This window comes from Paenibacillus hunanensis, from assembly GCF_014645615.1.
GTDB classification, from domain to species: Bacteria; Bacillota; Bacilli; order Paenibacillales; family Paenibacillaceae; genus Saccharibacillus; species Saccharibacillus hunanensis.
The window spans coordinates 282,679-294,683 of the sequence record NZ_BMMB01000007.1; the positions used below are offsets into that span (position 1 = coordinate 282,679).

The window sequence follows — 12,005 nt, forward strand, 5'->3', positions numbered from 1 at the left end:
GGCGAATTACTTGTCACCACTAAGGGATTATGGTATAATTCCAAGGAGTGAGAAAAGAAATAACGATCCGGTGAAGAGTGGGGAAACCCACTCTTTACTGTTTGGTATGAGGCTGCTAGCCGCCTATTCACATGAATTGCACTGCACAAGATCGAACCGAGCGCATTAAGTCTGGTTCGATTTTCTTTAAGCTGGGCATTATAATCATGATGGGCGAGGCGGCTTACAGCCAACACGGATACTACGTTGATGGAGGGTTGGATTGTTTGAGCACACCGAAGATTAAAGCGACCGTCGAGGAAATGGTACAGCCATTTGTGGAGGAGCATGGATTTGAGCTGGTCGATGTGGAATACGTAAAAGAAGGCAAGAACTGGTTTCTCCGCGTATTCGTAGATAAAGAAGGCGGCATTGATATCGATGATTGTGGCCGGGTGAGTGAATATCTGAGCGAACAGCTGGATAAGCACGATCCAATCAAGGACCCTTATTTTTTGGAAGTGTCCTCTCCGGGAGCCGAGCGTCCGCTTAAAAAAGAAGCTGATGTACAAAAGGCAGTCGGCAAAGATGTATTTGTCACGACTTACGAGCCTGTAGATGGAACAAAGGAATTTGAGGGACGGTTGCTCTCATTTGATGAAGGTGAGCTGTTGATTGAAGCGGGTAAGAAACGCTATGCGGTTCCATATGACAAAGTGGCCAGCGCCAGACTGGCAATCATTTTTTAAACGGTGGTTTTTTGAAAGGGGGATCTTGAGAGCTATGAGTATGGATTTTATCGAGGCAATGAACGAGCTGGAACGTGAGAAGGGGATTAGCAAGGACGTGCTATTTGAGGCGATCGAAGCGGCCCTGATTTCCAGCTATAAGCGTAACTTCAACACGGCGCAAAATGTACGTGTAGACATGAACCGCAATACCGGTGCAATCAAAGTATTTGCCCGCAAGATGATTGTTGAGGAAGTATTGGATGAGCGTACTGAAATTTCGCTTACCGATGCACGTGATAACATCAATCCGCATTTCCAGCTGGAAGATGTGGCTGAGATTGAAGTTACACCGCGCGACTTCGGTCGTATCGCTGCACAGACAGCGAAGCAGGTCGTTACACAGCGTATTCGTGAAGCAGAGCGCGGTCTGATCTACAACGCGTTTATCGATAAAGAGGAAGACATCGTTACTGGTATTGTACAGCGCCAGGATACACGTAATATTTTCGTGGATCTGGGTAAAGTAGAAGCGGTATTGCCGCTGACTGAGCTGATGCCAAACGAAAAATTCACGATGAATGAGCGCATCAAGGCGTACATCACAAAGGTTGAAAACACAACGAAAGGACCACAAATCGTGCTTTCACGCACGCATCCAGGTCTGCTCAAGCGTCTGTTTGAGCTAGAAGTGCCAGAGATTTTTGACGGTGTTGTTGAGATTCGTTCGGTTGCACGTGAAGCGGGCTTCCGTTCCAAAATTGCCGTTTACTCCCGCAATCCAGAAGTCGATCCGGTTGGCTCCTGCGTAGGTCCACGCGGTCTGCGTGTACAGACTATCGTAGGCGAGCTGCGCGGTGAGAAAATCGATATCGTGCGTTATTCTGAGAGTGTTGAGGAATACGTAGCGAATGCACTCAGCCCATCCAAGGTGCTGGAAGTGCAAGTGTTTGAAGAGGAAAAAATGGCGCGTGTCATCGTGCCAGATTACCAGCTGTCGCTTGCGATTGGTATCAAAGGTCAAAATGCCCGTCTGGCAGCGAAGCTGACTGGATGGAAAATCGATATTAAGAGTGAGACACAGGCAGAGGAAGAATTTGGACGTCCGAGAGAAACGGGCGAAGAAATGCATCAGGATTCCGTATCGGTCGACTAAGCCTTCCCGTTTTCTGCCTGACTGGATGCTTCGGTTTATTTTTCCAACGTCTGCTCTGCCTGTTCATTCAGGGTAGAGTGGCATGGGATGAATAGCTGTACCGGACGTCCATATGTATGAAAGGGGTTGGTTATCAAATGAAGACAAAAAAGATACCGCTGCGCAAGTGTGTTGCTTGCCAGCAAATGATGCCGAAGAAAAGCCTGGTTCGAATCGTGCGTACGCCGGATGAGAACGTTGAGATTGATTTGACCGGTAAAAAGTCGGGCCGGGGAGCTTATGTATGTGCAACACAGTCTTGCTTCCAATTGGCACAGAAAAGCCGTGCGTTTGATCGCGCGCTCAAAGTGTCGGTAAGCGCGGACATTTACGAACGCCTTGCCAGCGAATTGGGCAGTGTGGAACACCAATTAAGTTCAGTGCAGGAGAGAGACGCTAATGAATAACGAACTATCCCTACTCGGACTTGCCATGCGTGCCGGAAAAGTATTGTCCGGGGATGAGTTGGTGCTCAAGGCCATCCGTTCCCGTGAAGCTGCGCTCGTCATTCTGGCTGGTGATGCTTCCGCCAATACGCAGAAAAAATTTCGCGATAAGTGCAGTAGTTATCAAATTCCTCTGCTGATCGGTTATGACCGTGATCAGCTGGGTGCCAGCATAGGAAAAGAAGGTCGCGTGATTATTGCGCTGACCGATCAAGGGTTCGCAGGGCTTCTCCGTAAACGAATAGGGGATTCGTCGGAGGTGGAATATATTGAGTACACAGGAGCAGAAGGATAAACGGAGAGTTTACGAGTATGCCAAATCTCTCAATATGAGTAGTAAGGAAATCATTACGATCTTGAAAAAACTGGATGTGCCGGTCAACAATCACATGAGCGTCATGGAAGATGGCGCTGTTGCAAAAGTGGAACAATTTTTCAACAATATTAAATCGAGCGCTGCCGATAAGCAGGATGGCACGGTCAAAGCTGCGGAATCGACGCAGGAAAAAAATAGACAGGAAAAGCAGGTAGGTATGGATATAAAAACTCAGAACAACTCAAACAATGGGAATAACAGATCCCAAAGCGGTTCTAGCAACCGCTCTAACTCGTCGTCTAGTCAAAATGGTAACCGTAGTGGACAGGGCTCCACTTCACAGGGTAACCGTAGCAACAACTCTCAGGGCGGTAACCGTCAGCCAAGCGCTGCATCCCGTCCACAAACAGGCTCGTCCCAAAACCGTCAGCCATCCGGCTCTGTAAGAACATCCCAGGGTGGAGATTCCTCCGGTGCTAATCGCGGCGGCGGTAACAGCAGTCGTGGTGGTAACAGTGGCGGCGGTGGCAACCGTGGCAATAGCAACAATCGTGGCGGTGGCGGTGGTAACCGCTTTGACAATAACCGTGGTGGTGGCGGTAATCGCAACAACCGTGGTAAAGGTCGCGGCGGCAAAAACTTCAACAACAACCAGCCTCCACGTGAGAAAATCGACAATACACCGAAAAAGATCATCGTTCGCGGTGAGATGACGGTTGGCGAAACAGCCAAATTGCTGCATAAGGATGCTTCCGAAGTTATCAAGAAGCTGATCAGCAGTGGTGTAATGGCGACAATCAACCAGGAGCTTGATCTGGAAACGATTCAACTGATTGCTGATGACTATGGCGTTGAAGTTGAAATCAAAATCCCGGTTGAAGACGATCGTTTTGAAACGGTTGAAGAAACCGATGATGAAGCAGATCTGAAAGCACGTCCACCAGTTGTAACGATCATGGGTCACGTCGATCATGGTAAAACAACATTGCTGGATGCGATTCGTTCCGCTAACGTAACTGGCGGCGAAGCCGGCGGTATCACGCAGCACATCGGTGCATATCAAGTTGAGATCAACAAAAAGAAAATCACATTCCTGGATACACCGGGTCACGAAGCGTTTACAGCGATGCGTGCTCGTGGTGCGCAGGTAACCGATATTACGATTATCGTAGTTGCAGCAGATGACGGCGTTATGCCACAAACGGTAGAGGCAATCAACCATGCGAAAGCAGCAGGTCTGCCAATTATCGTTGCTGTCAACAAAATCGATAAGCCGGGTGCGAATCCGGATAAAGTAAAACAAGAGCTGACCGAGTATGAACTCGTACCGGAAGAGTGGGGCGGCGACACGATCTTCGTTAACGTATCTGCGAAACAACAGATCGGTCTGGAAGATCTGCTCGAAATGATTCTGCTCGTAGCGGAAGTAAACGACTACAAAGCTAACCCTGACAAGCGCGCTCGTGGTGCGGTTATCGAGGCTGAGCTGGATAAAGGTCGTGGTCCGGTAGCTCGTATTCTGGTACAACACGGTACACTGAAAGTCGGCGATGCATTTGTTGCCGGTAACTGTTTCGGACGTATCCGTGCAATGGTAAATGATAAAGGACGTCGTCTCAAAGAAGCTGGCCCTTCCACTCCTGTTGAAATTACAGGTCTGACTGAGGTTCCACAAGCAGGCGATCCGTTTATGGTATTCGAAGACGAGCGTAAAGCACGTTCGATCGCTGACAAGCGTGCGATCACACAGCGTCAGTCTGATCTGGGTGCAAACACTCGTGTTACGCTGGATGATCTGTTCCAGCACATTAAAGACGGCGAAATTAAAGACCTGAACGTCATCATCAAAGGCGATGTACAGGGTTCGGTCGAAGCTCTCAAAGGCTCGCTCGAAAAAATCGAGGTGGAAGGCGTACGCGTCAAAATCATCCACCGCGGCGTAGGTGCGATCAACGAATCGGATATTATCCTCGCAGCTGCATCCAACGCGATCATTATTGGTTTCAACGTTCGTCCAGACGTTCAAGCGAAGCAAACTGCTGAGCAAGAGCAAGTGGATATTCGTCTGCACCGCGTTATTTATAACGCAATCGAGGAAATCGAGCAGGCGATGAAAGGGATGCTGGACCCAGAATACAAAGAAGTTGTTATTGGACATGCGGAAGTTCGCAATACGTTCAAAATCAGCCGCGTAGGTACAATTGCAGGCTGTATGGTAACTTCTGGTAAGATCACGCGTTCTGCTGAAGCACGCTTGATCCGTGACGGTATCGTTATTTTCGAAGGTAAAATCGACTCCCTCAAACGCTTTAAAGATGATGCCAAAGAAGTTGCACAAGGCTACGAGTGCGGTATCACGCTGGACGGCTACAATGATATGAAGGAAAACGATGTAATCGAAGCCTTCATCATGGAAGCTGTAGAGCGCAAATAACGAGGTGAAAAACAATGGCTAAGATTAGAACAGGACGTGTAGGCGAACAGATCAAAAAAGAACTGAGCCTGCTCATCCAAAACGAATTGAAAGATCCACGCATCGGTTTCGTTACAGTTACCGGCGTGGATGTAACCAACGACCTGTCACAAGCTGAGGTTTACCTCAGCGTGCTAGGTGACGAAGAACAAAAAACAGGTTCACTCAAAGGAATTGAAAAAGCATCTGGATTCCTGCGCTCCGAGCTCGGCAAGCGCATCCGGTTGCGTCATACGCCTGAACTGCTGTTCAAGATTGACGAGTCGATTGCTTACGGCAATCGGATCGATCAGTTGATCAATCAGATTCATCGCGAAGATTCCGATAAAGACGAGTAAGCCTCAAAGGAGACGGCAATGCAGACCTATGAACAGGCGCTTCTAGATGCGAAAGCATTTATAGAGGAGCATGACAATTTTCTAGTGGTTTCGCATGTTCAGCCGGACGGAGACGCAGTCAGTTCCACGGTAGCCGTGGGCTGGCTGCTGTCTTGTCTCGGAAAGCAATTTACGCTTGTAAACGAAGGTCCTATTCCAAAGCGTATGAGCTATCTTACGCTATCCGGCGAGATTATGAATCTGTTGGAGGACGGTGGACAACGTCAATATGAGCATGTGATTTGCGTGGATTGTGCGGATTTCAAGCGTGTCGGTCTGGTCAAAAACTGGATGTCGGAAACGGCAGCCATTTTGAATATTGACCATCATCCGACCAATGATCGCTATGGAGCTGTCAATGTCGTTAAAGACGACGCAGCAGCCACTGCGGAAGTGCTGTATGATTGGATCAATCTGTTTGATGTAAAATGGACATGTGAAGCAGCCGAGGCGATCTATACCGGTCTTTTGACAGATACAGGTGGATTCCGTTATTCCAGTACGTCACCCAAAGTGATGGAAATCTCTTCACGTTTGCTTGAACTGGGTGTAAACGGGCCTGAGCTGGCAGAAACGCTGCTTGAAGAAGTGACATTGCCACAGGTTAAGGTGCTGGCGCTGGCGTTGTCCACGTTAGAACTTGAAGCCCATGGTAGAATTGCACATGTCTATGTGACTCCAGAGCATATGATTCAAACCGGAGCAGAAAATGAAGACCTTGAGGGCATTGTCAACTATCCGCGCAACATTCAGGGCGTAGAGGTTGGTATCTTTTTCAAGGTAATCGACGAAAATGCTGTTAAAGCTAGTCTTCGTTCGGCAGGACGTATTGATGTTGCCGCAGTCGCACAGCATTTTGGTGGCGGTGGGCATATCAAAGCAGCGGGCTGTCGTCTGGAAGGCAGTCTGGAACAGGTCAAACAACAAGTAGTGTCGTATATAAAGGAGCTTCTATGAACGAATTTGATGGCGTGCTGGCCGTACACAAGCCAGCAGGCTTCACCTCTCACGATGTAGTAGCAAAAGTTCGGCGTATTGTGAGGATGAAGCGTATCGGTCATACAGGTACGCTCGATCCAGCCGTAACAGGCGTACTGCCACTGTGTCTGGGCCGCTCAACGCGGATCGTGGAATATTTGCAAGAAATGCCTAAGGAATACGTAGCGGTCTTGCGTTTCGGTATCGCTACCGATACAGAGGATCTAACCGGCGAAGTTATCGAGCAGATCGATCAGGCTAACATTAGTCGTGAGCAAGTCGAACAAGTACTGAACACGATGACGGGCACGATCTCTCAGGTGCCTCCGATGTATTCTGCGGTCAAGGTTGATGGCAAACGCCTGTACGAGCTAGCACGTGAAGGGAAAACCGTAGAACGTAAATCCCGTGAGGTAACGATCCACGAGCTGGAAATGATCGGCTGGAAGCCAGACGACCATCCAGAAATCACCTTCCGTGTGCTATGCTCTAAAGGCACCTATATCCGCACACTATGTGTCGATATTGGACGTGCACTCGGCGTACCATCTACCATGGTGCAGCTCGTACGCACCGAATCCGCAGGCATCCGCCTGCAACAATGCCTAACCTTTGAGCAGATCGAACAGCTGGTTGAACAGGGCGAGCTAGAACAACATCTCATCCCAGCAGACCAGGCCATGTCCAATCTGCCTGCTTTCACAGTAGATGAGGAAGTATACAAGCACACCCTGCAAGGTAAACATATAGACAGCAAGTATATTCGCCCATATATCGCTTCTGAGAGCGCTACGGTGGCTGAGACAGGTTCTGTATCAGTAAACCCTACAGATACACAAGAGCCAGCTACAAAGCCTATAGCCGATGCAGACATACTACTCAAACTGTACGCACCCGCAGGCGAGTTCATCGGAATTTTCCGTAAGGACGAACCGAGCGATCGTATCGTGCCTGTAAAGGTGTTCCTGCCGTAATTATATTTGTATAGGCGTAGCGGATGGGCTTTTGCAGATATTTATCAGTACTTCAAAGCTAAAGTGAATAAGTACGAAGCAAATAAAGCTTATGCTGATATGAATGCTTTTTACTGAAGGTACTGCTCTATGCTGAATAGACAAGTACACAATTTCATGTAGGCAGAACTCAGAGTATTGAAGTGTAAAATATCGTTTTTCGATAAATTACATTAGTGTAGCAAGTGAATTGAACTTGCTTAACAAATACTCCTAATAATGTCCTATAAGAAACTAATTAGACGTTTTTATAAAGTTGCTAATAAGCACGGAACGGAGGGAAGGAAATAAGGGGAAAGGACGACTTTGGAGGGGCGGGAATCTACATTTAATTCCTAATCTAGTAGATTCCCGCGGCTCCACCTGAGTCCGTCCCCTTATTCCTTGCCGGAGTGCTTGATGATTCATCATAATTCGAGCTCCAATACTCAAAATCTGAGTAATTGATGTTTAGTGCAACGTATAAGCTCAGCTTCAACTGCAAACCAAAGCAATCAGCCATCAAGCACACCATTACATGCAGCGACAGCAACAACCTGCACATCACTAAACGTGCAGCCTGCCATGCATGAATCCATTTGTAGAAATGCGGGTGATATCACAGTGAACATAGTAAGATTGGCTTATCCCTGGCCGGAAAACGGCATACCACGCGAGGCAGACCCGCAGGTGATGGTCATCGGACAATTTGACGGCGTACATCTCGGTCATAGCAGTGTGATCGATTATGGTATTCGCCTTGCACGTCGCCTGGGCATTACCGCCTCGGTGATGACCTTTGATCCGAATCCGAAGGAAGTGCTGGGTAAGGGAGATTACGAAGGCTATTTGACGCCGCTTTCGATCAAGGAAGAGATTTTGCGCGGAATGGGCGTTGATACGCTGTATGTAGCGGAATTTAATCATGCATTTGCAGCGGTAACGCCAGAGCAATTTTATGAGCAAATGCTGGTGCCACTGCATGTACATACGGCAGTGGTCGGATTTGACTTTCATTTTGGACATCGTGGTGCAGGTACACCGGAGCTGCTTCGTGAGCTTGGTCAGGATTCATTACTCGTGGAGACTGTTCCTGCATTCCTGCTGGAGGATAACAAAGTAAGCAGCTCAGCGATTCGTGCAGCTCTGCGCGAGGGGGATGCCAAGCATGCGACGAAGCTGCTAGGTAGACCGTATCAAATTCGCGGTGTTGTTATTGATGGGGATAAGCGCGGACGTACAATCGGCTTCCCAACTGCGAATCTGGAGCTGAGCGAGCGCTATGTAGTGCCACGTCCGGGTGTGTATGCGGTTCGTGTGCTGGCTGAAGGCGTTTGGCGTGCAGGTGTGATGAATATCGGCTTTAAGCCAACCTTTCAGACGGGCGAGACGCGTCCTAGCTTTGAAGCGCATATTTTGGACTTCCAGGGCGATCTGTATGGACAGCAGCTGGCTGTCGAGCTGATCGATTATATCCGACCTGAGCAGAAGTTTGGTTCGATTGACGAGCTGGTAACACAGATTACACGGGATGCGGAATCGGCAAGACAGATTCTTTTATAAGGGCATTGCTATTTGATATTCGTCTATGCTATACTGAACAACGTTGCTGTTTCCTAGATTCAGTAACCGAACCTTAGCTTGGTTACACGAGTTTCACCGCCGGTAACGAGGCTAATGGCGATTTTTAATGAAACTATTAAGGAGGTGAATAGGATGGCACTTACTCAAGAGCGCAAGCACCAATTGATCGAGGAGTACAGAACTCACGAGTCCGATACAGGATCTCCAGAGGTACAAATCGCTATCCTGACTGAAAACATCGTAAATCTGCAGGATCATTTCCGCAGCCACAAAAAGGATCATCATTCCCGTCGTGGTCTGTTGAAAATGGTAGGTCAACGCCGTAAGCTTCTTGCTTACCTGAAAAAGAACGATGTTAAACGTTACAGTACGTTGATCGAAAGACTCGGTCTGCGTCGCTAAAACTAAAATGCAATTCCAAAGCAGCCTGGTTGTTCAGCCGTATGGTCTTTTCGGAGCCAACGGCGGCGGCCGGGTTGCTTTTTGTAAGTACACATATTTTTCGCTTTTAATTTTCGGAAGGGAATTGGAAGCTGATTATAGAATAGTAGGATGACCTAAAAAGGAGGAATTTCATGGAACAGCGAGTTGAAATGCAGCTCGGAGGCAGAACCCTTGTACTGGAAACTGGCCGTCTGGCTAAACAGGCGAATGCAGCAGTAATGGTACGCTATGGCGATACTGCGGTGCTTTGTACCGTAACTGCCTCTTCCGAGCCGAAAGATCTGGACTTTTTCCCACTTACCGTAAACTATGAAGAAAAGCTGTATGCCGTAGGTAAAATTCCTGGTGGATTCATCAAGCGTGAAGGTAGACCAAGTGAAAAGGCGATTCTGGCAAGCCGTCTGACTGACCGTCCAATCCGTCCATTGTTCCCGGAAGGCTTCCGGAACGATGTACAGGTAGCCAACTATGTAATGAGTGTAGAGCAGGACTGCGAGCCGCAAATTGCTGCGATGATCGGTACTTCTGCTGCACTGAGCATTTCCGATGTACCATTTGATGGTCCAATCGGTGGCGTAGCGGTAGGTCGCGTTGATGGTGAGTTCATCATTAACCCAACACAGGCACAACAAGAAGTGAGCGAAATGTACCTCGTTGTTGCAGGTACACGCGATGCTATCATGATGGTAGAAGCGGAAGCAAATGAGCTGCCGGAAGAAATCATGCTGGAAGCAATCATGTTCGGTCATTCCGAAATTCAAAATATTATCTCCACCATCGAAGAGCTGACTGCTGTAGCAGGCAAGCCGAAAATGGCAGTGAAGCTGCATACCGTTGACGCAGATGTGAACACAGCAGTACGTGCATTTGCAGAAGCACGTCTGGTGGATGCATTGAAAATTGCGGAGAAGCAAGCTCGTCAAGAAGCGATTGACGTGGTGAACAACGATGCAGTCGCTCATTTTGAAGAGCAATATGCAGAAACACCTGATCTGATGGATGATGTAAAAGAAGTGCTGCACGATATCGTTAAAGAAGAAGTGCGCCGTCTGATCACCCATGATAAAGTACGTCCAGATGGACGTAAGCTCGAAGAGATTCGTCCAATCGAATGTGATGCGAATCTGCTGCCACGTACACACGGCTCCGGTCTGTTTACTCGTGGTCAAACACAGGTACTTAGCATTTGTACGCTTGGCGCACTTGGCGATGTACAGATTCTGGATGGTATTGCACCTGAAGAATCCAAGCGTTTTATGCACCACTATAACTTCCCACCATTCAGTGTTGGTGAAGCTCGTCCACTGCGTCCTCCAGGTCGTCGTGAGATCGGTCACGGTGCGCTCGGTGAGCGTGCAATGTCCAAAGTTATTCCTTCGGAAAAAGAATTCCCATACACGATTCGCGTGGTATCGGAAGTTATCGAATCCAATGGTTCGACTTCTCAAGCAAGTATTTGCGCAAGTATCCTGGCAATGATGGATGCAGGCGTACCGATCAAAGCACCTGTAGCAGGTATTGCAATGGGTCTGATCAAAGATGGCGAGCATGTATCCATCCTGAGCGATATTCAAGGTATGGAAGACCATCTCGGCGATATGGACTTCAAGGTAGCAGGTACAGCAGAAGGTGTAACTGCCATCCAGATGGACATCAAAATCAACGGTATCGATCGTCAGATCCTGTCCGAGGCGCTGTCTCAGGCACGTGAAGGACGTTTGCACATCCTTGGTAAAATGAACGAGCTGCTGGACAAACCAAGAACAAGCCTGTCCAAATACGCTCCAAAAATCGTTATCATCAACATCAATCCAGACAAAATCCGCGACGTTATCGGTCCCGGCGGCAAAGTCATCAACAAAATCATTGATGAAACTGGCGTGAAGATCGACATCGAACAGGATGGCCGCGTATTTATCGGCTCGTCGGATGAAGAGATGATCAAAAAAGCACAAAAAATGATCGAAGACCTCGTACGTGAAGTCGTTGTTGGCGAAACGTACCTTGGTAAAGTAAAACGCATCGAGAAATTCGGCGCATTCGTTGAACTGATCCCAGGTAAAGACGGTCTTGTACACATCTCCCAGCTCTCCAACGAGCGCGTAGCCAAAGTGGAGGATGTTGTAGCGATCGGCGATATGATCACGGTAAAAGTAACAGAGATTGACGGTCAAGGTCGCGTGAACCTGTCCCGCAAAGTATTGCTGACAGCAGACAACGCAGAACAAGCAAAGTCCTGATCGTTCGCGCTAGCCAGCGCAATCGTTTCAGGGCATTGCGCCCTTAATTTCATAGCAAGATGAGCAAAAGAGTCAGAGCTTATTCTGTCTCTTTTTTCATTTTGTGTACAAAATGAATGTCAGTATTCATTATAAGCAAGTACCATATAAGTATGAATTGAAGTGATCTAACAAGGGCAATTCAAATAGCAGGAATACAGCTAAGAAGATCATGGTAATGCTTACAACGTTTAGAGAACAAGGTTGGCTACAC

The 12,005-nt window shown here is 48.1% G+C and carries 11 protein-coding genes; all 11 read left to right on the forward strand.

Annotation, left to right across the window (positions count from 1 at the left end; translation table 11 throughout):
- Positions 1–266 precede the first annotated feature (266 nt).
- The 11 genes from rimP to pnp all read left to right on the forward strand — a co-directional run bounded on the left by rimP (position 267) and on the right by pnp (position 11,752).
- Positions 267–728 (forward strand): ribosome maturation factor RimP, encoded by a 462-nt coding sequence (gene rimP / locus IEX62_RS16800; RefSeq protein ID WP_188776693.1) that lies wholly within the window; start codon positions 267–269, stop codon positions 726–728.
- Between the two features lie 34 nt (positions 729–762).
- Positions 763–1,863 (forward strand): transcription termination factor NusA, encoded by a 1,101-nt coding sequence (gene nusA, locus IEX62_RS16805; RefSeq protein ID WP_188776694.1) that lies wholly within the window; start codon positions 763–765, stop codon positions 1,861–1,863.
- Positions 1,864–2,000: 137 nt separating this feature from the next.
- Positions 2,001–2,309, forward strand: coding sequence for an RNase P modulator RnpM (gene rnpM / locus IEX62_RS16810; protein WP_188776695.1), 309 nt, complete (start codon positions 2,001–2,003; stop codon positions 2,307–2,309).
- Positions 2,302–2,643: a YlxQ family RNA-binding protein gene (locus IEX62_RS16815; protein WP_188776696.1), complete on the forward strand. Its 342-nt coding sequence runs from the start codon at positions 2,302–2,304 to the stop codon at positions 2,641–2,643. The genes rnpM and IEX62_RS16815 overlap by 8 nt, the downstream gene beginning before the upstream one ends.
- A complete protein-coding gene (infB, locus tag IEX62_RS16820; protein WP_188776697.1) occupies positions 2,618–5,098 on the forward strand; it encodes a translation initiation factor IF-2 in 2,481 nt (826 codons plus the stop codon). The genes IEX62_RS16815 and infB overlap by 26 nt, the downstream gene beginning before the upstream one ends.
- A 14-nt stretch (positions 5,099–5,112) precedes the next feature.
- Positions 5,113–5,475: a 30S ribosome-binding factor RbfA gene (gene rbfA, locus IEX62_RS16825; RefSeq protein WP_188776698.1), complete on the forward strand. Its 363-nt coding sequence runs from the start codon at positions 5,113–5,115 to the stop codon at positions 5,473–5,475.
- Between the two features lie 18 nt (positions 5,476–5,493).
- Positions 5,494–6,471 carry a DHH family phosphoesterase gene (locus tag IEX62_RS16830; RefSeq protein ID WP_188776699.1) on the forward strand — a complete coding sequence of 326 codons (978 nt, stop codon included), beginning with the start codon at positions 5,494–5,496 and terminating at the stop codon, positions 6,469–6,471.
- Positions 6,468–7,466, forward strand: coding sequence for a tRNA pseudouridine(55) synthase TruB (gene truB, locus IEX62_RS16835; RefSeq protein WP_188776700.1), 999 nt, complete (start codon positions 6,468–6,470; stop codon positions 7,464–7,466). Before IEX62_RS16830 ends, truB begins: the two co-directional genes overlap by 4 nt.
- Positions 7,467–8,108: 642 nt before the next feature.
- Positions 8,109–9,047: a bifunctional riboflavin kinase/FAD synthetase gene (locus tag IEX62_RS16840; protein WP_188776701.1), complete on the forward strand. Its 939-nt coding sequence runs from the start codon at positions 8,109–8,111 to the stop codon at positions 9,045–9,047.
- Positions 9,048–9,200: 153 nt separating this feature from the next.
- Positions 9,201–9,470: a 30S ribosomal protein S15 gene (gene rpsO / locus IEX62_RS16845; RefSeq protein WP_188776702.1), complete on the forward strand. Its 270-nt coding sequence runs from the start codon at positions 9,201–9,203 to the stop codon at positions 9,468–9,470.
- 173 nt (positions 9,471–9,643) lie between these two features.
- Entirely contained in the window at positions 9,644–11,752 is a 2,109-nt protein-coding gene (pnp, locus tag IEX62_RS16850) for a polyribonucleotide nucleotidyltransferase (RefSeq protein ID WP_188776703.1), read from the forward strand.
- The last annotated feature ends 253 nt before the right edge of the window (positions 11,753–12,005 follow it).